At 51.3% G+C, this 21,473-nt stretch carries 21 protein-coding genes; 7 read left to right on the top strand and 14 right to left on the bottom strand.

Annotation, left to right across the window (positions count from 1 at the left end; genetic code table 11):
* The first annotated feature begins 90 nt into the window (after positions 1-90).
* The gene (locus AC53GJ_RS19975) at positions 91-345 is read left to right on the top strand and encodes a hypothetical protein (RefSeq protein ID WP_496730153.1); all 255 of its coding nucleotides are present in this window, start codon (positions 91-93) and stop codon (positions 343-345) included.
* Positions 346-348: 3 nt separating this feature from the next.
* On the top strand, positions 349-651 hold the full coding sequence (locus AC53GJ_RS19970; RefSeq protein WP_496730152.1) for a cell division protein ZapA: 303 nt from the start codon (positions 349-351) through the stop codon (positions 649-651).
* A gap of 87 nt (positions 652-738) precedes the next feature.
* Here AC53GJ_RS19970 and AC53GJ_RS19965 read toward each other — a convergent pair whose 3' ends face one another.
* The 5 genes from AC53GJ_RS19965 to atcJ form a co-directional block, all read right to left on the bottom strand.
* Positions 739-2,697 (bottom strand): hypothetical protein, encoded by a 1,959-nt coding sequence (locus AC53GJ_RS19965; protein WP_496730151.1) that lies wholly within the window; start codon positions 2,695-2,697, stop codon positions 739-741.
* Between the two features lie 290 nt (positions 2,698-2,987).
* A complete protein-coding gene (gene atcC, locus AC53GJ_RS19960; protein WP_496730150.1) occupies positions 2,988-3,884 on the bottom strand; it encodes a cold adaptation protein AtcC in 897 nt (298 codons plus the stop codon).
* Between the two features lie 38 nt (positions 3,885-3,922).
* Positions 3,923-4,684 carry a cold adaptation protein AtcB gene (gene atcB, locus AC53GJ_RS19955; RefSeq protein ID WP_496730149.1) on the bottom strand — a complete coding sequence of 254 codons (762 nt, stop codon included), beginning with the start codon at positions 4,682-4,684 and terminating at the stop codon, positions 3,923-3,925.
* Entirely contained in the window at positions 4,684-5,244 is a 561-nt protein-coding gene (atcA, locus tag AC53GJ_RS19950) for a cold adaptation protein AtcA (RefSeq protein ID WP_496730148.1), read from the bottom strand. Before atcA ends, atcB begins: the two co-directional genes overlap by 1 nt.
* A 15-nt stretch (positions 5,245-5,259) precedes the next feature.
* Complete coding sequence (atcJ, locus tag AC53GJ_RS19945) at positions 5,260-5,550, bottom strand: cold adaptation protein ActJcold adaptation protein ActJ (protein ID WP_496730147.1); 291 nt, start codon at positions 5,548-5,550, stop codon at positions 5,260-5,262.
* Positions 5,551-5,777: 227 nt separating this feature from the next.
* Between atcJ and rfbD the strand changes: the two genes are divergently transcribed.
* The 3 genes from rfbD to AC53GJ_RS19930 all read left to right on the top strand — a co-directional run bounded on the left by rfbD (position 5,778) and on the right by AC53GJ_RS19930 (position 8,637).
* Positions 5,778-6,704 carry a dTDP-4-dehydrorhamnose reductase gene (gene rfbD, locus AC53GJ_RS19940; protein WP_496730146.1) on the top strand — a complete coding sequence of 309 codons (927 nt, stop codon included), beginning with the start codon at positions 5,778-5,780 and terminating at the stop codon, positions 6,702-6,704.
* A gap of 1 nt (position 6,705) precedes the next feature.
* Entirely contained in the window at positions 6,706-7,251 is a 546-nt protein-coding gene (rfbC, locus tag AC53GJ_RS19935; RefSeq protein WP_496730145.1) for a dTDP-4-dehydrorhamnose 3,5-epimerase, read from the top strand.
* Between the two features lie 129 nt (positions 7,252-7,380).
* The gene (locus tag AC53GJ_RS19930) at positions 7,381-8,637 is read left to right on the top strand and encodes a M23 family metallopeptidase (protein WP_496730144.1); all 1,257 of its coding nucleotides are present in this window, start codon (positions 7,381-7,383) and stop codon (positions 8,635-8,637) included.
* Here AC53GJ_RS19930 and AC53GJ_RS19925 read toward each other — a convergent pair.
* The 3 genes from AC53GJ_RS19925 to uvrD form a co-directional block, all read right to left on the bottom strand.
* Positions 8,634-9,773 carry an ABC transporter substrate-binding protein gene (locus AC53GJ_RS19925; RefSeq protein WP_496730143.1) on the bottom strand — a complete coding sequence of 380 codons (1,140 nt, stop codon included), beginning with the start codon at positions 9,771-9,773 and terminating at the stop codon, positions 8,634-8,636. The two genes, AC53GJ_RS19930 and AC53GJ_RS19925, sit on opposite strands and share 4 nt — an antisense overlap.
* Positions 9,774-9,868: 95 nt before the next feature.
* On the bottom strand, positions 9,869-12,061 hold the full coding sequence (locus AC53GJ_RS19920; RefSeq protein WP_496730142.1) for a GNAT family N-acetyltransferase: 2,193 nt from the start codon (positions 12,059-12,061) through the stop codon (positions 9,869-9,871).
* A 13-nt stretch (positions 12,062-12,074) separates the two neighbouring features.
* On the bottom strand, positions 12,075-14,243 hold the full coding sequence (uvrD, locus tag AC53GJ_RS19915) for a DNA helicase II (RefSeq protein WP_496730141.1): 2,169 nt from the start codon (positions 14,241-14,243) through the stop codon (positions 12,075-12,077).
* Positions 14,244-14,488: 245 nt separating this feature from the next.
* Between uvrD and AC53GJ_RS19910 the strand changes: the two genes are divergently transcribed.
* Together AC53GJ_RS19910 and AC53GJ_RS19905 are read left to right on the top strand one after the other, a co-directional pair.
* Positions 14,489-14,968 carry a GNAT family N-acetyltransferase gene (locus tag AC53GJ_RS19910; protein WP_496730140.1) on the top strand — a complete coding sequence of 160 codons (480 nt, stop codon included), beginning with the start codon at positions 14,489-14,491 and terminating at the stop codon, positions 14,966-14,968.
* A gap of 82 nt (positions 14,969-15,050) precedes the next feature.
* Complete coding sequence (locus AC53GJ_RS19905; protein ID WP_496730139.1) at positions 15,051-15,602, top strand: DUF1569 domain-containing protein; 552 nt, start codon at positions 15,051-15,053, stop codon at positions 15,600-15,602.
* On the opposite strand, the gene AC53GJ_RS19900 is transcribed toward AC53GJ_RS19905, so the two are convergent.
* From AC53GJ_RS19900 to lptM, 6 genes are all read right to left on the bottom strand, one after another.
* A complete protein-coding gene (locus tag AC53GJ_RS19900) occupies positions 15,593-17,290 on the bottom strand; it encodes an alkaline phosphatase D family protein (protein ID WP_496730138.1) in 1,698 nt (565 codons plus the stop codon). The genes AC53GJ_RS19905 and AC53GJ_RS19900 overlap by 10 nt on opposite strands.
* A 273-nt stretch (positions 17,291-17,563) precedes the next feature.
* Positions 17,564-18,277: an HAD-IA family hydrolase gene (locus tag AC53GJ_RS19895; RefSeq protein WP_496730137.1), complete on the bottom strand. Its 714-nt coding sequence runs from the start codon at positions 18,275-18,277 to the stop codon at positions 17,564-17,566.
* Positions 18,278-18,307: 30 nt separating this feature from the next.
* Positions 18,308-19,042, bottom strand: a complete 735-nt coding sequence (locus AC53GJ_RS19890) for a DUF484 family protein (RefSeq protein ID WP_496730136.1) — start codon at positions 19,040-19,042, stop codon at positions 18,308-18,310.
* A 29-nt stretch (positions 19,043-19,071) separates the two neighbouring features.
* The gene (gene dapF, locus AC53GJ_RS19885) at positions 19,072-19,902 is read right to left on the bottom strand and encodes a diaminopimelate epimerase (protein ID WP_496730135.1); all 831 of its coding nucleotides are present in this window, start codon (positions 19,900-19,902) and stop codon (positions 19,072-19,074) included.
* Between the two features lie 25 nt (positions 19,903-19,927).
* Positions 19,928-21,181 (bottom strand): diaminopimelate decarboxylase, encoded by a 1,254-nt coding sequence (gene lysA / locus AC53GJ_RS19880; protein WP_496730134.1) that lies wholly within the window; start codon positions 21,179-21,181, stop codon positions 19,928-19,930.
* Between the two features lie 5 nt (positions 21,182-21,186).
* The gene (gene lptM / locus AC53GJ_RS19875) at positions 21,187-21,378 is read right to left on the bottom strand and encodes an LPS translocon maturation chaperone LptM (protein WP_496732827.1); all 192 of its coding nucleotides are present in this window, start codon (positions 21,376-21,378) and stop codon (positions 21,187-21,189) included.
* Between the last annotated feature and the right edge of the window lie 95 nt (positions 21,379-21,473).

The following is a 21,473-nucleotide window of genomic DNA, read 5'->3' as shown; positions in this document are numbered from 1 at the left end:
AATGAATGACAGAAAGCGGCTGTCTTTTACCGGCATTGCTGCTATCCTGCGCCCTTTGTCAGCTTTGCTATTTATCGGATATTTTTTTGTATGTTTAATAATCAATTCAGTCAGTTAGAAAGTGCTATTCAAGGTTTAATCAGCCAGAACCAACAGTTACAACAGCAGTTGCAGCAACAGCAGCAGCAAGCTGAGCAACAACTGGCCGCTTTACAGCAACAACTGGCGCAAAAACAAGACGAGCTGGAATCACTGCAACTGGCTGCGATGGAAGCGGAAGAACAACAACAAGCCACAGCGCAACAACTGGACGCGTTATTGGCGCTGATCCCGGCTGGCCGTTAAGGGATGCAGTCGCCTGCCATGATTGAACTGGCGCTGGACATCGCCGGTCGCAATTATAAGTTGCGGGTACCGGCACAGCAGCAAGCAGGATTAGAAGAAGCTGCAGTGTTGCTGAATCAGCAGATTGCGGCGATGAAAGAACGCAGCCGGCAACTGAATGCCGAACAAGCGGCAGTGCTGGCCGCGCTAAATCTCAGTTATGATCTGCTGACCGAGCGGGAAATGCTGGCGCAGGAGAGAGAAGCGCTGCAGCAAAAGTTACAACAATTACAGCGATTGGCGGAGTCGGCCTGGTTAGACAACTGACAGTATCAGCTGAAATTAAATAAAAAGATGGCCCTGTATCACAGGGCCATTTGCATTTCAAAGGGGCTGATTAATATCAGACTGTGGTTACAATACCGGCAGTTGCACTGTACCAGATACTTTCACACCAGCTTTGGTCAGATAGCTGTAGTCCAGCGTCATCAGCACCGGTGCAGCAGCAGTGTGATCCGGCAGATTGTCATAAAAATAAACGATCTCCTGATAAAAACGACCGGCAGTTGCCATGCCTTTACTTTCCGTCCCCAAATAGCCATCCCAGACATTACCTTGGATCGCGATCTGTTCATTTTCCGCTAATGGCACTGCAACTTTGTATTGATGCGCGCTTGGTGACACCACATTTCGCGTAAGTTGGCGGTTGTTATAGCTTAACTTATACTCCAGTTGCGACAACGACAAGGCAGATTCCGGCAACAACACCGCAAATCGCCACGCATAATTATTCAGCCAGGCGCTATTCATCACACCGGCAGTGGTGGTCGGCACTACTAAGTTGCCGCCGCTAAAGTAGTTCATATTATCGATGCGAATATCTTCAGGTTTAAATTCTGTCGTGACAGCCGATTCGATGAGCATAGTGTCACTGGTCAGTGTTTCCAGCGCACCACTTAGCTTGTTGCGGGCATTGCCGAGGGTTCCTGCTTCGTTCAGGTGGAGGCGTTGTTGCTGGCCAGGTTTAATCAAAGCCGTTAAATTCAGACTGGCAACAGTGTCATTATGTAACATGGTAAAAGGGACCGATGCGCTGGCAGCAGGTGCGATTCTGGTGGTGCCTTTGGCTGGGGCCCCAGGCAGATCTGAACCTGGTGTGACGGTAATTTCACCTAAGGATTGCAGAGTAAAGCTGTTTGCTTCCAGCCCGACTGGCAGGTTAAACAAGTAATTTAAGCTATTATTCACGACTTGTTGCGGTGCATTCACAACACGCAAACTAGCTGCAACTGATTTATCGTCACCGCTTAATACCGCACTCAGATTTAAGATGCCGTTGGCAATTTTATACTGAGTACCATTAATGTCAAAACGCTCATTATCAAGTTTGGTAATAGTCAACCAAGTTGATTCATAACGTTTTGTTTCTGTATCAAATTGTGGAATTTGCACATGCACAATTGAGCCATAAAATCTGACTTTGCCGTTAAAGCTGTCATTGGCGGTTGAAGCGATCCGTTGTACAGGTTGTTTGTTATTGTTCACCAGCATAAAAGGGACGTTCAGGAAGGTCGAACTCACTGAGTCCGCAAACACCATCTTAAAGGCGACTTCCTGATAGTTTTGCACCACAGGCTCCAGGTAGATATAACCATCGCTCAGAGTGCTGCGGGTAAAGAGCACGTTTGTACCTTCTTCAGACTTATAGTCCTTCAGACCGTCTTTATCCAGATCCAGCTCAGCCAAAATCATGTTTTGGAAATTGCCGGGTAAGGTAATGCTATAGTCGCCGCTGGCTTTGTCAAAACTTGCTTTCAGCACATAGTCATCCAGCAGTAATGAAGAGGTTGCTGCATTGGTATTGGCATAGACCTTCGGTAATTCCAGTGGCAAGTTGGTTTTCTGATCCAACACTTGGAATTTATAGCTAACTGGTTTAGCCACGGTGATCAGGGGGACTTGTTGCACGGCATTTTCTGTGACCGCTGAGGTGGTGGATAAAGTGACGACCTCAGTGACAAAGTTAACATTTTTTTCTTTATTTTCAACGATAACTGCAATGCTTGAGCCTTTCGGCACATTACTGAAGCTATATTTACCATCGACCACTTTCACCGGTTCAGTCAGAGTATTGCCAATCAGTAAACGCACTTGCGCATTGGTTAAATCGACGGAATCCTGATAACCGCGCACTAAACCATTTAATGTCAGTTGTTGTTTTTTTTGTTGTTCAGCGGCAAGTTGTTGTTGAGCAGTTGTCTGCTTATCAATAGCTTGTGCAACCATTTCACTGTTATTATTGTCTTTGACTTTTAAACAGCCATTTAATGCCAGTAAAGCAGAAGTGGCTAGTGCAATATGGGATAATTTCATTATCTCTCCATGAGAACATTGATTTGCTGGTGCAATTTTTATTTTTGAATGACTTGTGTAGCAGCCTGGTTAGCAGGTTGCGGCAAAATAGTACGCATTTTCGGTCGAAAAATATATGATTTTCTCGACAGAAGTTAGCAAAGTTTAAGGCATGTTATGTTGACAGTTTTCAAGGCAGGGGGTTTGTTAACAAAGGCCGGCTGCAAAGCGCTGAAACCGGTCCGACTGGCGGTTTGATCGAACCGGTGGTGCTCGTTAAATGATTTGAAATTCAGCTGCAATAGCTGAGGTTACATTTCCAGATACTGTGGCCAGCCTAATAACGGATTCTGCAAACCTTGTTTATGTTCAAAGGCATCGCGGCGCTCCGGTGAGGCGTTTTCGGCCAGCAATTTTTGATAACTACGGGCAAAATTCAGCGTTTTCAGCAAAGCTGGCGCGAAGTTGCTGCCCAGATCTGTGCTGACGGCGCTGGCAAAGCCGGCTGGCAGCAGGCTGAGTACCTGCTGAGTTTGTTGTAACAGGAACTCAACATCAAACCAGCTGTCTTGCAATTGCACATGGCGCAGCCGTTGTTTTAAATCCTGTTTCACTTTGTCTCCATTGCAACAGAGCCGGTACAACACCACTTCAGCCAACATACCTTCCAGACTGAAATGTTCAAACTCATCCAGTTGGGTGTGATAAAAAAAGGTTTGTTTCATCACGGTGATAGCCTGGCGGCGTAGCCATTCCTGCAAAGCATGCTGGTAACTGCCAGGTCCTTGCCATTCTTCGGCATCCGGTGGACTGGCAATATCTGACAGCAGTTGGGCTTCCACTTCGCCATATAATGACTTGCGGCCCGCACTGGTCCAACTGACCTGACTGAGCATACTCCAGCCTTTCTGAAAGGGTTTGACAATACCTTCCGGACTGAGCAGCAACTCTAAGGCTTTATCCGGATCCTGGCCAGATAACTCGGCCAGGCCCAAACTGGCGACCCCGATAATATCGTGGGACGCTTGTTCCAGCAGATGCATTTTGTATTTGTTATAAAATTTATCGGCAAACTTTAAACTCATCAGCACTGCTTTACTCTTGATTTGCTCAAGCTGCACCGCGCTGATTTTTTGCTGGGCCAGACCATAGTGGATCACCTTGGTCAAAAACGGACCCTGGCCGGCTTCCCTTAATACTAACTGCATGATATTTCCTTTGCTGCCTATGCGATGTTTGGCCGGACTTAGTCGAGAAAACTAAACATATCATCCACTTCTGCGTATTCGTCAGTGGCCTGGTTTTTCTCTTTTGCCTGCATCACCAGCTCAGTGGCAAATTTATTAATGATGTGCTCCCAACCGGAGTTTTCATTACGGATCAAACTCTTAATCGATTGCTCGACCTGAGGTGTCAGTTGTCTGATCAGTGCCAGTAAACTGCGTGGGTCATCAAAACCCAGGCCATGCACTTCTTCATTCAGATGGCGTTCGGTATAACTGACCGCTTCTTCCAGATCTTGCTCTTCTTCATGTAATAAATCATGCACTTCATCCTCATCCTCGACGATTTCGCCGCGATAGAGTTCAATAAACGGAATGGATAAATAAAACAAACCGGCCGGATCTTCGGCAATGCATTCTAAGATTTCGGCTTGTTTATCTTCACTGTCCTGAGTGCGGATCAAATAGGTCAAAAAATCAAAGGTATGCTGTTTTAATTCATCGGCATTGTTTTTGATTTTTTCTTCCCAGTACAAAGGCTGCTGACAGACGATGTCGCGGATTTTTTCCGCCGTCATCAGTTCAGAAATAATAGAAGGGAAAGAGATATCATGTTGGCTGTTGATTTGCGTTAAGGTGACAATATCAATATTTTCAATCACTTCAACCAGTTGCGCATCAGACATGGTATTGGCCATCAGCTCGAATTTTTTGCTGGCCTGTTTCGGTTCCACCACGGCCAGTTGTTTGATTTCGGCCACTGCAATTTCAATCAGACTGTTCATTAACGACCTTCCCCTTTAAAGGTAATTTCATCATATTGATCATCATAACCGTCTTCGTCTTCATCATCGCGGCCCTCATAATCATCCGCCACCTGATCGCGTTCATCATGCTGATCTTCGTCTTCTTCATAGCCATCTTCATCGCTGTTGCTACGTGGCTGCGGGGTCGAACTTTCAAACGACAACAGATATAACACGGCGCATGCTTCAATCAGCAAACTTTCACTGTAGGCCCGCACTGTTTTCACCAGCGGCAGATCATCATTGTTAAAGGCGACTGAAGTTTTAAACTGATCCCAGTCTGGTTGTTGATTGGTTTTCAGCCATTGCGCCCATTTCAGTTTGGCTTCCGGAGTGAACTTGACCCGGCCATATAAAGCCACCGGCAAATATTCGGGCACTGATTGCAACATTTCTGGATCGGCTTCCAGTACTTTCTTGATTTGGCTGGTAAAATTTGCCAGTGCTTTTGGCGTGTCCGGATCGTTGTAAGATTCGATGTTTTCAAAGGCATCGGTTTTTAACTGCTGTAACCGGTTTGAATCAAATTTTTTGCTCATTGGCCTGTCCTGTCGTCAGATTGCCGGATAATATTGGTCCCACAGCTCTTTCATCGCTGCGGCCGGATCCGTCACTATCACGTTGTTAAAATCTTTAATAAAAGCGGCGCGCTTTTTCGCATCAGATAACACATCATAGGCTTCTTTCACCCGATGTAACTGCAACCCAGCCTGTTCTTTTTCATCGTCGGACAATGCCAGTAATTTATCCGGATGGTATTTGTTGGAAAGCCGCTTATAGGCTTTTTTAATTTCGTCTTCAGAAGCGTTGGCTTTGACACCTAACACACGAAAATAGTTAATCATAAGGGTCCTGTCTGGCCGGTCACAGCAATAAAAGTTCGAATGGAAACTGCTGAAAATAACGCGGCGATCATAGCAGAAACTGCAAGGCTGCGCTGCCTGCAAACGTCAGGCATTTGTAACTGGCTGAAACTGTCTTGCCTTTTGCCGGTAGATTGTGAAAAATGACCCCCTTTCATTCACTGCGGTGCTGCTAGATAGCTGACGCTGCTTCAGTCAAAAGGTCAGCAATGCCACGTCCGACCTCATCCCGTGCTGCCTTACAGCGCATTGTGCTGCTGGCGCCTTATGGCTTACTTGGCGCCGAACTGGCGCGCAGTTTAACTGGTTTGGGTCAGGTGCTGACGTTAAGCCGGGCTGAAGTCGATTTTGCCGATACCACCGCGACTGCCATCCGGGTCGCGGCGCTGGCGCCAACTGTGATTGTCAATGCTGCCGGTTTTACCGCTGTCGATTTAGCCGAAAGTGCCACTGAACAGGCTTTTTTGCTCAATGCCAGCTTGCCGGAAGCGCTGGCGCAACTAGCGGCCCGTCGTCAGTGCTGGCTGGTGCATATTTCCAGTGATTATGTCTATTCAGGTGCAGGGAGACTGCCCTGGTCCGAACAGGATCACACTGCACCGCTGTCGGTGTATGGCGCGAGTAAACTGGCGGGTGATCAGGCGGTGCTGGCGCTATGCAACAAAGCGCTGATCCTGCGCACCAGTTGGTTGTATGACAGTCATGGCCGGCATTTTTTACAGGCGGTGTTGCCGCGGATGCTCAACAATCAAGGCTTACAAGTGGTGGACGATCAGATTGGTGCCCCCACACCTGCCCGTGTGGTGGCGCAACAAGCTGTGTTGATATTGCGCCAGTTACTGTCTGGTCGCAGCGAGGCTGGCGGTTTGTATCATCTGGCCTGCCAGGGCGAAACCAGTTGGTATGGTTTTGCCTGTGCTATTTTGCAGCAGTTACAACAACAGGGCATGGCGCTGCAAGCCGAAGTCGCAGCAGTCTCAACCGCGCGTTATCGGCAATTGTATCCGCAAGCTGCGGCGCGGCCATTTAATTCCAGATTAGCACTTGGCAAAGTCGAACAACATTTTGGTCTGCAATTACCCGACTGGCAAAGTCAGTTAGTGCAGGTGTTGTCGCAATACCGGCTGGAGTCCTGAAATGCATTGCCAACCTTTAGCTTTGCCAGGCCTGATGTTATTTACGCCAAGCCGTTATGCCGATGAACGTGGTTTTTTTCTGGAAACTTTTCGTCAGCAGGAGTTTGTCCGTCATTGTGGTGATTATCAACTGGTGCAGGATAATCTCAGTCGATCTGTTCAGGGCGTTTTGCGTGGTTTGCATTACCAATGGCAGCGGCCACAGGGTAAACTGATCCGGGTCAATAGTGGCGAGGTCTTTGATGTAGTCGTCGATTTACGTCGCAATTCGCCCACATTTGCTCAGTGGCTTGGGCTGTATTTGCATGCTGAGCAACATCAGCAGTTATGGATCCCGCCTGGTTTTGCGCATGGCTTTTATGTCTGTTCGGCTGAAGCTGAAGTGCAGTATAAATGTACCGATTATTATCTGCCTGGCGATGAACATTGTATTCACTGGCAGGAGCCAACGCTGGCTATTACCTGGCCTTGCCATGGCAAACCGCCGCTGTTATCGGCGAAAGATCAACAAGGTAAATTATTGACGGACAGCCCAACTTTTGGTTAATTTTTACTCAGTTGACAAATGAATGACACCAAGCTGACAAATTTTTGATATTTTGCTGGTCATATTTTATCCGTCAGCAGGTTAGCTACAGTGGTGGGGCAGATTAACCCACAATAAGCGAGCGACCCTATGAATCATCTTCCTTTGTTGAAATCTTCCATCAAACCTGTGGCAATGGCTTCGTTACCGATGGTCCTGTCATTGTTGGCGCTGCTGGCAAGTCCGGCGGTGCTGGCGACAGAGCCTGCCGTCAGTGCATCGCAGGCCGAAACAACGAGCCCCAACTGGTCTGACACTGGCAACGCTGCCACCCTGATTTACAGTTACGATGAAATGTTTCAGTTTGATCTGGATGCTTATCTGGCGGTACAGGCGCCGCATTTATTGCCTTATGCCGAAGTGATATCGCACTGGTCTGGTTATAGCAGCATCAGTCCGAAAGTGATGCTGACGTTAATCGAACAGCAGTCAGGTTTATTACGCGCCGCCCCGACCCAGAAAAAGCAATTGCTGCGGCCCTTTGCCGGTTTATCACAGAAAACTGATTTTGCCAGCCAGTATCAGGATGTGGCGGATCAACTGGCGCGACGGCTGTATGCAGAACCTGGTGCTGATGGCAGCCGTGAATTTGCGGGTATTGCAGCAGCTTCGGTGCTGGATTTTTTATTTGTGCCAGCCGATGGCAGTAGTCGTTTGAGCGCACAACCTCAGCAAGCCATGTTGCAGCAGGCCAGCGCTGATTTTGCGGCTTTGTATCAGGAATTATTCCAGCAGGAATTCCGTGCCGCGGCGCCTGCGGCATTGCGCCGGACTGAGTCAAGCCAGAGCGGTACTGGACAAGCAGTGCCGCTGGCGGGGCCGGCCAATGGCTTTTTGCAGTTTCCTTTTCCACTCGGGCAATCCTGGCATGTCGGGGGCGCTCATACCAACACCGGCAGTGGTAACTATCCGATGTCGTCGCTGGATATGAGCCAAGGCGGCGGTTGGGGTAGTAATCAGTCAAATAAATGGGTATCGGCTTCGGCTGCAGGCAGTTTTAAACGTCACTCTTCTTGTTTTGCCGAAGTGGTGCATAGTGGTGGCTGGTCTACCACTTATTATCACTTGATGAATGTGCAATACAACACCGGTGCCAATGTGCAGAAAAATACGGCTATTGCCAATCCGGCCAACACCCAGGGGCAGGCGCTCTGTAATGGCGGAGCCTCCACCGGACCTCATCAGCACTGGAGCTTAAAACAAAACGGCAGTTGGACTCATTTACATGGTGTATATGTTTCAGGCTGGCAAATTACCGCCACCGGCAGTAGTTATGATACCAACTGTAACAGGTATTATCTGACGAAAAACGGCACCAAAAAATGTGCTGGTTATTTTAATCACTAAGGTTTCGGTTGCGGTTGGGTCAGTACTGCCAACGGCTGGATGGGCTGCAGCCGCTTGGCAGTCACCTGCACCAGATAAATCTGTTGTGAAGCCTGATGCCGCTGAGCGTCATACTGCAATGGAAAATCAAACAGCTGCTGTTGTGGCAATTGGCGTAATACACAACCGCGGCTGAGTTCTGGCGCACAACTTTGCAGTGCCTGCACCAAGAGTGACGCAGCGGCAAATGCTTCCAGTCCGACATCGTTGGCTTGTTGTCCAGCGGCCAGCGCTGCCGTGCGGTAAGCCTGGCTCAGCATTGACTGATCAGTGGTCGGATCCGGCACGACCATAGAGGCCAGCACCTGACTGCCGGCTGGCAGTAACTTCGCCAGTTCAGATACACCGGTAAAAGACACCACACTAAACACCGGCCGAAAACCTTGCTGACTGGCACTATGGATCACTTTACTCAGCACCGGATAAGTACCGACAGTCAGCACCAGCTCAGGCGCGGCTTGTTGTAACTCTGCGACAACTTTGCTGACATCCGTGGTATTGCGGGCAAACCGACTGGTCAACACTGGGGTGATACCCCGAGCTTGCAACTGTTGCAGGAAATGTTGTTCCAGTGTGGCGCCAAATTCATCGGCCTGGATCAATAAAGCGATACGACGTAATTTTTGTTGATCGACCAGATAACGGATTTGTGCTGCCGCTTCCTGGGCATAACTGGCGCGGAAATTAAAAATAAACTGATCTTGCGACTGACGTAACAAATCGGCGCCGCTGAAGGTGGCCAGATAGGGTATTTGCAGTTGTCGCAGCATCGGCAGGACTGCACTCGAAGTCGGTGTACCAATGTAGCCAAATAAAGCCATCACCTGATGGTCAAACAGCAGACTTCTGGTATTGGCAACAGTTCTGAGGGGTTCGTAGCCATCATCCAGACAGATCAGTAGCAACTGACGGCCAGCAATCCCACCTTGCTGGTTGATGCTGCTTAATACCAATTGTGCACCAGCCTGATAGTCCTGGCCTAAGCGAATGGCAGTTCCGGTCAGTGGTGCCGACATGCCAAGTTTCAGCGGTGGTAAAGCCGCCTGAATGGTCAGTGCAGTCAGTAATGCCAGGCAACCCAACATCAGATGTAACATGAAACGCCAGACCCTGCCGCACAGATATACCGCAGTATAGTCTAACCCCTTTGCGCCAACTGAACTTTGATCTGGATCATGTATCATTTTTGGGTTCAAATTGTTGGTCCTGTCGCTGCGGGTTGGACAAGACAGAACCAATTGCGGACACTTTGCCGGAGTTGTTGCAGCAGTGCCGTTTTACCACTGGCCAGGCCGCTGTCACAGAGTTCGCTGAGACTGTGTTTTTGCCACAATAATCTCAGCCATAGTTGGGCGTCACTGCTTGGTAACTGCTGGTAACTCTGGTGCAGCCAATACAGTAACAGCACTTCGACCTGCGGATAAGGCCGCTGTCCGGTGGCAAATAGTTGCAATTGCTGTAATTCGGCGCCAGTCAGGGCGCTGACTGGCGGCAAGGTCCAGCACAGTGCCAGTTCAGCGGTGAGCTGGCGCTGACTGCTCGCCAGTTGCCAGTACAGCTGCTGCCGGCATTGCTGACTGAGTGCTGTCAGCTCCGGTTGATAGTCAGCTTGCAACGCCTGCGCCATTAAAATAGATACTTGTGCACTGCTGGCATCCGGCTGCGGGCTGACTTTTAGCAGCAACAAGCCTTGTCGCTGCCAAAAATGATACAGCTCAGTGGTGGCGCCAAAACTGCTGCCAAGCAAGGCAAAGCCCTGTTGGCGGTAATGTTGCTGCAGTTGTTGTAACAACAAAGTACCTAAGCCTTGCTGTTGCAGCTCAGGTCTGATCACAATACGTTGCACTCTGGCCATGCTTAAGCTGGCAAGCGCCGGACTGGCCAGATGAAAACATAAACTCTGTGCCAGTAAATGCCCTTGTACCCGGCGCTCACCCTGATAAATCTGCTGACATAACGCGCCAGAGAGCTCGCCTTCACAACTGACCACAGCACAGCCCAGGATCTGCTGCTGTTGTTGCAGCAGCCATAACTGCAGCGCCGGATTTTCCAGTAAGGCCACCAGATCCAGCACATCGGTCTGATAATGCGCCAGACTGAGCAGGGCAAAACAGTGATGTAATAAAGCGGGTTGTTGCAGTAATTCCTGCTGACTCACCAGCCGAAGTTGTGGCAATGCTGCTGGTTGTGATGGGGTCAGCTCCAGCGCTGGCAATTGGTGAGAGGCTAGTAAAAAACGCTGAAAGATCAATTGCTCGAGTGGGTCTTCCGCCTGATAGCGGATCGGCTGTTGCAGTTCCAGTTTACGCCAGCCCGGACAATGTTGTTGTAAAAACGTCTGAAACTTCAGCTGGAAACTGCGACCTGTGCCTTCATAACCATGTTCGGTACTGGCTAATACCACTCGGCTGTAATGCTGCACCAGCGCTTGTAACTGGGGTGCCGGCACTGCGGCTGCTTCGTCAATCAGCAATAAATCCAGCGCCGGTTTTTCTGCCAGCAGCCGATCTAAAGGCCAGAACTGCAGCGCCAGCTCAGGCACCGGGTCTGATTGCTGCGCCAACACTGACCACAACTGCCGGGCCTGTGCCAGCGCGATGGCTGCCCCCTCCGGCCGGGTTGCGGTAATCACCAGCCTGGTTTTGCCTTGTTGTTGTAACTGAGCGGCAGCCAGACCCAAAGCAGCAGATTTGCCCCGGCCCCGGTGCGCGGTCAGCAATAATGGCCGGCGGCGATGGCCAGTCAGCACCTGATGAATGGCGCTGACGGCTTGTTGCTGGCATGAAGTGCGATAAGGCCAGGGCGCAGTTGCCAGCTCTGGCACTGCGGCTGTTGCCGGTAATTGCCAGCCGCGTTGCAGCCCATGCTGATCCCAGTGCAGCCAGTTGGGTTGCGGCTGGCTGTGCCAAAAGGTTAAAAAGTGACTAAAAGTCGGCGCTTGCTGGTGTGGATAAGATAACCAACGCCGTGCCGCCGGGTTTGGCCAGTTGGCCCAGTCGTTGACGGGTGGGGTGAGTAATAGCCAAAGGCCACCGGCTCTGACCGTGCCCGCGCTGGCTGCCAGCAAATCCCAATCCAGGCCATCGAAAGCATTGATGATCAGCACATCACACTCGCTGCCAAGCAACTGCGATTTATGCCGCACGGCTTGCAAGGCCGGGCCTGCAGTCGTCGCTGGCTCATCTGCCAGGCCAGGCATAGCCGAACCCAACCAGTACAGCTGTTGCGCAGCGCCAGTCGCAGCCAATAAAGCCAACATGGCTTGCTCTGCTTGTTGCTGTGGCAGCGCTAACCACACCGGCAGTCGCCAGCTAGCCTGGCTGGCTTGGTGGCGCGCCTGTTGTAATTCGAGCAACAAAGCGGTCCAGTTTGTTGTGGCAGTCATAGCGCTGGCAGGCTCAAACCGGTGTTAATTTGGCATAAGCGGTGACCAGCCATTTGCTGCCCAGCTCATCAAAGTTCACCTGGACTCTGGACTGACTGCCGGTGCCTTCATAGTTCAGCACCACCCCTTCACCAAATTTTTCGTGCAGCACCCGTTGTCCCAGCTTAAAGCCGGTATTTTCAAAAGCACTGTGACTGGCGGCACTGCCAAAGCGGTTAAACTGGGTCGGCTTGCTGACCGAGGTGGTCAGGCGAATTTCTTCCACATACTCAGCCGGAATTTCCCGTAAAAACCGCGATGGTTTATTGTATTGTTCCTGGCCATACAAACGACGGCTTTCGGCGTGGCACAGATAGAGTTTTTGCATGGCGCGGGTCATGCCGACATAACAGAGCCGGCGTTCTTCTTCCTGCCGGGTTGGATCATCGCCGGATTGCTGGCTGGGGAACATGCCTTCTTCCAGACCGCAGATAAACACCAGCGGAAACTCCAGTCCCTTGGCCGTGTGCAGTGTCATCAGTTGCACCGCATCTGAATGCTCTTCGGCCTGATACTCGCCAGCTTCCAGTGCCGCTTGTGACAAAAATGCCGACAGCGGGCTCATCTCTTCATTGCCGGCAAAATTCTGGTTGGCGCAGGCGTTCACCAGTTCGTTTAAGTTCTCAATCCGGGTTTGGGCTTTTTCGCCTTTTTCCGCCTGATACATGGCATGCAAGCCGGACTGATGGATCACATGATCGGCCTGTTCATCCAGCGCTAAATCGCGGATCTCATCATCCAGTCTGTTGACGAGCTCCATAAAAGCATTCACCGCCTTGGCGGCGCGACCGGTCAGCTCTTGCTGGAACACCATTTGTTGCAAACTTTGCCACAATGTTTGTTGTTCACGGCGGGCAAATTCCCGCACCTTGTCCATGCTGGAGTCACCAATACCGCGGGTCGGCGTATTGATTATCCGCTCCAGCGCCGCATCGTCCTGGCGGTTATTGATCAACCGTAAATAGGCCAGCGCGTCTTTAATTTCCTGCCGTTCATAAAAGCGCAGTCCGCCATAAATCCGGTAATGAATACCATCCTGGATCAGTGCTTCTTCCAGGACCCGGGACTGGGCGTTATTGCGGTATAAAATGGCCGCTTCGGTCAATTTGCCGCCCTGACGGCGCCATTCACGAATGCGGCTGACAATAAAGCGGGCTTCATCCAGTTCATTAAAAGCGCTGTACAGTGAAATGGCTTCGCCGTCCGCACCGTCGGTCCATAAATCTTTGCCCAGCCGGCCGCTGTTATTGGCGATCACGGCGTTGGCGGCTTTTAAAATAGTGCCGGTAGAACGGTAATTCTGTTCCAGCCGGATGGTGACCGGCTGTGGGAAATCGTGCAGGAAGGTCTGGATATTTTCCACTTTGGCGCCGCGCCAGCCATAAATCGACTGGTCGTCGTCGCCGACAATCATCACACGGGCGTGGTTACCCGCCAGTAACCGCAGCCACTGATACTGAATGGCGTTGGTGTCCTGAAACTCGTCGACCAGGATTTGCCGGAAGCGTTGCTGATAATGGCTGCGGATTTCGCTGTTATTTTTCAGCAGCTCAAAACTTTTCAGCAGAATTTCGGCAAAATCGACCAGGCCAGCACGGTCGCACATATCCTGATAAGCGGCATAAATTTTAATCATGGTTTCTAAATTAAAATCGCCGCCATGCGACATAGTGCCCGGCCGCTCACCTTCATCTTTGCGACCATTAATAAACCACTGAATTTGTTTTGGCGGCCAGTGTTTTTCATCCAGATTCAGTGCTTTGAGCACCCGCCGCACCAGCCGGTACTGGTCGTCGGAGTCGATGATCTGAAATCCTTGTGGCAAATTGGCTTCGGCAAAATGCGCCCGCAGCATCCGGTGCGACAAACCATGGAAAGTCCCCATCCACAGATTATTCAGGCTGACACCCACAGTGTGCTCGATGCGGGCGCGCATTTCCTGCGCCGCTTTGTTGGTAAAAGTCACCGCCAGTAAGCTGTAAGGTGCCACCCGTTCAACTTGCATCAGCCAGGCCAGCCGATGGACCAGCACCCGGGTTTTACCGGAGCCGGCGCCAGCTAAAATCAGCATATGCTGACTCGGTGCCGCCACCGCATCCCGTTGTTTGTCATTTAAACCATCGAGTAATAATGAAACGTCCATTCCGGTCAGCCTATGGATATATGTACAGCATTTTACAGTGAACGGCAGTATATCAGGGCTTGCCGCCGGGCTAAACCCGTTTCCAGCAAAGCTGGCGAAAAGCCCAGCGACGACTGCAGGATGAACAAAGGGTAATAATGCAAAATAATTCAACTGCGAAAATTGCATCTATCTGTTATTTTTGGCGAAAATTCATCAGGTTGCAGCAAAAATGCTGCATTGATCCAGCAGCGGGCGAGGTGAGCATGCAGATTGTTATCGACGATTTAACCGGGTCAGCGATTCAGGCGTTGTTACAACAACATCTGGCGGATATGCACAGTACTTCGCCAGCGGAAAGTGTCCATGCCCTAGATTTAGCGGCATTACGCCAGCCTGACATCACGTTTTGGACTATCTGGCAGCAGCAACAGCTTGCCGGTTGTGCGGCATTAAAGCAACTAACTCTGAAGCAGGCTGAGATCAAATCGATGCGCACGGCGGATCCATTTCGCCGTCAGGGTGTTGCGGCCTTGCTGTTGCAGCATTTGTTCGATGTCGCGCAAGCACGGGGTTATCAGCAGTTATATCTGGAAACCGGCAGCATGGCATTTTTTGCCCCGGCCCGGGCGTTATATCAGCGTTTTGGCTTTGTCGAATGCGCACCTTTTGCCGACTACCAGGCAGATATCAATAGCGTATTTATGGTTCGTCATTGCTGTTGTGACCGATTGTCAGTCAGTTGACAGACTAAGGCGCGCTAAGCTGACAGACTGATTGCCTGATCAGCAAGCTGGCGCCGGATCTGCTGGCTGCCTGCACGGAGTCATGATGCAACGCAGAACTTTTTTACTTTCCGGTCTGGCGCTGGCTGCCTGCAGTCTGGCAACTATGGGTTGGCGCAGTGCCCGGTTTCAGCCGGATTTAACCACTCTGTTGCAGCAGTTGCAGCACTGGCAATGGCAACTGACTCAAGCTGGCTTTCAGTTGCACAGTCAGGGCAGTTGGAATGCCAGTCAGATTTTTCAGCATCTGGCGCAAAGTGTGGCGGGGTCTTATCAGGGCTATCCGGAGGCAAAACCGGCCTGGTTTCGCCACAGCATTGGCCCGCTGGCGCTGCATAGCTTTAAATCGATAGGCAGGATGCAACATCCGCTGACCGAGCCAATCGCCGGGATGCCGGCACTGGATCCAGCGCTGCCGTTGCCGCAAGCGCTGGATCTATTGCTGGATGCCCTACGGCAATTTTTACTCAGCCAACAGCTGGCTGAGCATTTTGCTTACGGGGTGTTAACCCAGACAGACTACCAGGCCGCGCATTGGTTACATATCCGGCAGCATCTGAGTGAGATTCACCAGTTACCAGGCCATCAAGCCTGATAACTGCGGCTAAAACCGGTTTGCAGCGCAAACTCAGGCTGCACAATGCTGCTGACAAAATACCACTGGCAGTTGACCTGTTGTGGTGTAAAAGTCAGCTCGATAAAACCGCGCTGGCGGACATCACATTGCTCCAGTTCATCAATCAGTAAGGGTAATAACTGCGCCAACTGCTTGCTTTGGTTTTCATTCAGCTGCAGATAGGATTCCAGCCCCGGTGATGACACCGAAGGGGTAGCAAATTCCACACCGACGCTTTGGCCTTTGATATCTGTTAACGCTGAAGTCCAGGCATTGTGGGTATCGCCGGCCAGCACCACCAGTTTCTTCTGCAGTTGCCGGAACATGGCATACAACTGCTCCCGTTCTGCCGGGTAACCATCCCAGGCATCAAGGTTATAAGGTAAACGCGGCTGATTTAACCGCGCCAGTTCGGCGTTAGTCAGTGTAGGATCTTGCTGCAGTTGCCGGCTTTTCAGCATGGCAAAACTTTGCATTTGTGACAACAAGGCCGGGCCCGGATTGGCCAGACCGCTGATCAGTTCCGCCGGCAACGTCATCCGCGCCATCAGTACTTGTTGCGCCAATACTTGCCAGCGGGTATCGGCGGTCAGCATTTCTGCGCCCAGCCACTGCAGTTGTTCCTGGCCCAGTAAAGCCCGGCCAGAGGCCAATAGATCCTGACTATAGCGGCTGCTGTCAAAACCGGCGGCACTGAAATAGTTGGCATAATCCAGCGGCTGGCTGCGTGCCACCAAGCGGGTATCCAGCAGATAAAAGCTGGCCAGATCGCCAAAACGGAAATGGCGGTACAAAGGTTTACCGGCATCGACTTGTGGCCGGATTGGCATCCACTCGAAATAGGCCTGCAGCGCAGCCAGCTTGCGCGCCTGATAGCTGCCTTCGTTGCTCTGGTGGTTCTCGGCACCATCCAGCCAGGCATCGTTACAGACTTCGTGGTCATCCCACACCAGCAAAAAGGCGTGCTGCTGATGAGCGGCTTGCAGCGCCTTGTCAGTGCGGTATTTGGCATAACGGCGGCGATAGTCAGTCAGGCTGATAATTTCCTGATTGTTGTCAGCAGCCAGGCTGCGGCCAAGCCGAACGGCATTTTCGTCGGCATAACCGCCAGTCCCGTATTCGTAAATATAATCACCCAGATGCAGCACTGCGGCTAACTCTTTGCGCGCGGCCAGCGCCTGATAAACATGGAAGTAACCGGCTGGATAATTGCTGCAACTGACGGCTGCCAGTTTCAGTTCGCTCAGACTGCCGGCTGGTAAAGTGCGGGTGTGACCGCTGACTGAAGTCGTTTGACTGTCGGCAAAACGATAATAATAACTCTGGCCCGGCAATAAACCTGTCACATCCACTTTGCAGCAATAATCTGCTTCGGCCCTGGCTTGCAGGCGGATCCTTTGTAGTTGCTGGCTAAACTCAGCATCGCTGGCCAGTTCCAGTAATAACTGTACCGTTGGAACCGCTTCGGTTGGTGTGACCCTGGTCCAGAGGATCACCCGATCCTGCAATGGATCGCCACTGGCGACACCATGATCAAAGCGGATAGGGGTCATATTGTCAGGCAAGCTGTCGTTGCTGCCGGCACAACCACTGACGGTGGTCAGCCAGGCTGAACCTGCCACCACAGCGGAAATTTTCAGAAAATCACGACGATTCAGTTGTTTCATGCAAAACTCATTGACTGCAAAGGAACGGGAGCTGGTCACCAGCCTGGGCTGCGCGCACAGTAAAAACTGTGGCCACTCCGGCAAGGGAAATCAGCGTTCAGCGGCGAATGTGCAAGAAAAATGGTTGATTCTGTGGACAATATTCGCAATTCAGTTCGCCGCGGCCGGCAGAATTTAAGCGGACAGGATGAAAAAAATGCGGCAATTGAATGATGTTTTGATGACGTTTAAAAAACTGCGCCTGACTTAGTTTTTATCAGGTTGCGCCGCAACTCAGTCCGGCAGCAGCGCTGCTAATTCAGTGAGTTGCCAGATCTCCAGGTGCGGCAGGGTTTGTAACCGGCTTGGACTGTCTGGCGCTAAATTCAGCCAGCACGCCTGACAACCGGCGTTAAGCGCCCCTTGCACGTCTGAGCTGGGATGATCACCGATATGCAGGATTTGGCCTGGGGGCAGTTGCAGTTTTTTGGCGGCCTGCAAAAATAAATCCGCCTCAGGTTTCATCCGGCCATCCGGGCCGGCGCGCAGCGCAAACTGAAATAAATCAGCAATCCCCATGCGTGCTAAGTCGGCATTGCCGTTGGTAATGGCGACCAGGCGAAAGTGCCTGGCCAGCCTGCTCAATAAAGGCCGGACTGTTGGAGCAAGCTGGATCTGACTGCGGGCCTGCAAAAATGCCAGCATCGCGACTTCGGCGATATCGCCGGCACTACAGCGGCTGTGGCCCTGCGCCACTAACCCTTGCTCCAGCGCCAGTAAACGCCAGCGGCTGACATCATGCCTTACCTGCGGTTGTTGCGCGGCCAGCAGTTGACGTTGTTGCCACCAGTACTCAGGCTGGTTGTAACTAACATCTCCCAACAGGCGTTGCAGTTGTTGTTGCATGGCAAGCTCGGCGCCGGCAATCACTGCCGCATTCGGATATAAAGTGTCATCCAAATCAAAGGATAAAACCGAGAAAGGTTGTAAAGCTTTATTCAGGCGCATCGTGGGTTACCGTTACTGCTATGCAACTGATTAGTACTGATGATAACGCGGTAGTACCACGGCCAGCAGGCGGGTGATATGGTCGAGGAATAACGAGTCCATGCTGGGCTGGAAATGGTCGTCTAGCTGACTGCCAAACGCCAGTAGCGCCAGTGGCTTATCGGCCTGACTAATCAGCAGCAAGGCGACCGAATGAATGTCCGCTGGAAACAAGGTGGCCATTTCATCTTTGTTCAGCCGGCCAAAATAATGGCTGCGATGCTGTAACCTGTGTTGCAGCAACCCTTGCAGCGCGCTGAAATGTTGCCCCATCGCTTCATGGTTAAAGTCCAGCAAGGTGCAGGCATGCACCTGCGGCATTTTGTTGGCAAAAGCGCTCAGCGCCAGCGTGATATCGGTGCGCTGGCGAGCCGATAACAAATCCAGATGCAGCTGGTTCAGGGCAAAAAAGATATGTTCGTTCTGGCGGGCTACAGTCAGCAACCGGTTGATATCTTCTTCCAGGCCGCGAATGCGCTCGCGTTGCATTTCCAGTTGCCGTTCGACCAGCGACACGGCGCCACGCTGGGCATGCGGCAGCCGCAACCTGTTGAGTAATTCCGGGTGAAGCTGAAAAAATGCCGGATGTTGCAGTAAATACTGCACCACCAGTTGATCGGCCTGTGACTGCGGATCTGCTGGCTGGCTGTTATTCTGTTCAGTCCTGGTACTTTCGGTCATACACCCCTCTGTCACAGCATCTTGGTTCGGCACTTTATCCGTCATCTGGCTCTCATCCTGAATGCCATGCTTATTTAAAGCACCAACTGGCCGTCAAATACGTGTTCGGCCGGTCCGGTCATTTTGACCGGTTGGCCCGGACCGTTCCAGCGAATATGCAGACTTCCGCCAGGTAAATCAACTCTGACACTGCTGCCGAGCGTTTTTTGCATCTGACCTATCACGGCAGCCGCACAAGCGCCGGTCCCACAGGCCAGCGTTTCGCCGACACCACGTTCCCATACTCTTAACTTGATATGGCCAGGATTTAAAACTTGCATAAAACCAATATTGGCGCGCTCCGGAAAGCGTTCATGCAACTCAAAGGCCGGGCCCCAGCTATGGACAGGCGCGGTTTGCACGTCATCCACCGTGATTACGGCGTGCGGATTACCCATCGACACCACACCACATAAAGTAGTGGCATTTTCAGCATGCAGGATGTAGTTAATTTCCTGTTTCTGCGCTTTAAATGGCACCCTGGCCGGTTCAAACTGCGGCACTCCCATATTCACTGTGACCTGACCATCTTGTTCAACATAAAGCAAAATTTTGCCAGATTTGGTACTGACATGAATTTTGTGTTTGTTGGTCAGGCCTTTATTGCGGACAAATTTAGCAAAACAGCGCGCGCCATTGCCACACTGTTCCACTTCTGAGCCATCAGCATTAAAAATACGGTAATGGAAATCCAAATCCGGATCATAAGGCGGCTCAACCATCAACAGTTGATCAAAACCGACGCCAAAGTTGCGATCAGCCAGCGCTTTAATCTGCTCTTTGGTCAGAAACACATTCTGGCTGACGGCATCAACCATCATAAAGTCGTTGCCGAGCCCGTGCATTTTAGAAAACTGTAATAACATGCCAACCTTATTTATTTGCTGAGGCTCAAGCTGGGAGCAGTTGCTCACCTTGCCATAAATCCTGCCATTGTTCACGCTGCCGCACCAGATGCAGTTGATTGCCGTCGACCAGTACCTCAGCGGCTCGTGGCCGGCTGTTGTAATTGGAACTCATGGTAAAGCCATAAGCGCCGGCCGAGCGCACTGCCAGTAAGTCACCTTCGGCAATGGCTAAATCGCGGTCTTTGCCCAGAAAGTCGCCGGTTTCACAGACCGGACCGACCACATCATATCTGTGCAGTGGCAATTCTGGTTGCAGCTTGACCGGCACTATATTCATCCAGGCGCTGTATAATGCCGGCCGGATCAAGTCGTTCATCGCGGCATCGACAATGGCAAAATGTTTTTCCTGCCCAGGTTTCAGATATTCCACTTTGGTCAGCAACACACCGGCATTGGCCATAATGGCACGGCCAGGCTCAAATACCAGCGTCAGGTGTGGATAGGCTGTCAGTCGTTTCACCACTTGCGCAGCATAGTCGGCCGGATGCGGCGGCGTTTCATCCAGATAAGTGACGCCAAGACCACCACCGATATCCAGATGCGACAGCACAATACCAAGCGTGGTTAGTTTATCCACCAGCGCCAGCACTTTGTCCAGCGCATCTAAAAATGGCTGGGTTTCCGTCAGCTGTGAACCGATATGGCAATCAACACCACAGACTTTTAACTGCGGGTAAGCGGCGGCCAGCTGATAAATACGCGGTGCGTCGGTGATATCAATACCAAATTTATTGGCCTTCAGACCGGTGGAAATATATGGATGGGTTTTGGCATCAATATCCGGGTTGACCCGCAGTGAAATCGGCGCCGTTTTGCCAAGGCGCGCGGCCACCCGGGCGATCCGGTGTAATTCGGCTTCAGATTCAACATTAAAACATTTGATGCCGGTGTTTAAGGCAAATTCGATTTCGCTTTCCGCTTTACCCACGCCAGAAAAAACCACTTTGGCCGGATTGCCGCCAGCCTGCAGTACGCGACGTAATTCGCCTTCGGACACAATATCAAAACCACTGCCTAATCTGGCCAGTAAGTTCAGTAAGGCGATGTTGCTGTTGGCCTTGACGGCATAACAGACCAGATGTGGCTGGCTGCCAGCTGCATCGGTAAAAGCACGATAATGCCGCTCCAGGGTGGCGCGGGAATAGACATAAGTCGGGGTGCCGTATTGCTGCGCTATATCGGCCAGCCGAACCTGCTCTGCCAGCAAATCGGCACCATGATAATTAAAATAATCCACTGCAATTACCTGTTGGTTGAACTGTGATGATCGGTTGTCGCTTGCGGCCGTATTGTGGTTGGCGCAGCCTGCTGGACTGGTTCGGTGCTGTCATGGACAGGCACTGTCGCTGCCGGTTGATTCACCTCAGCTTTGGGCAAAGTTAAGTCGCCACGCTGACCACAAGCTGTCAGCACGAACAGGCAAAAACAGGCCATAACAGCCAGAGGACGACACAGTGCTTTCATCGTTTCTGTTTCATTAATTTCCAAGGGCTCTATAATCGCATCCTTAGCAGCAAAAGCAAACAGGT

The sequence above is a fragment of the Rheinheimera sp. B2H12 genome (assembly GCF_059620065.1).
Note: the sequence above shows the minus strand (reverse complement) of the source record. Positions and strands in the feature narration are given on the sequence as shown.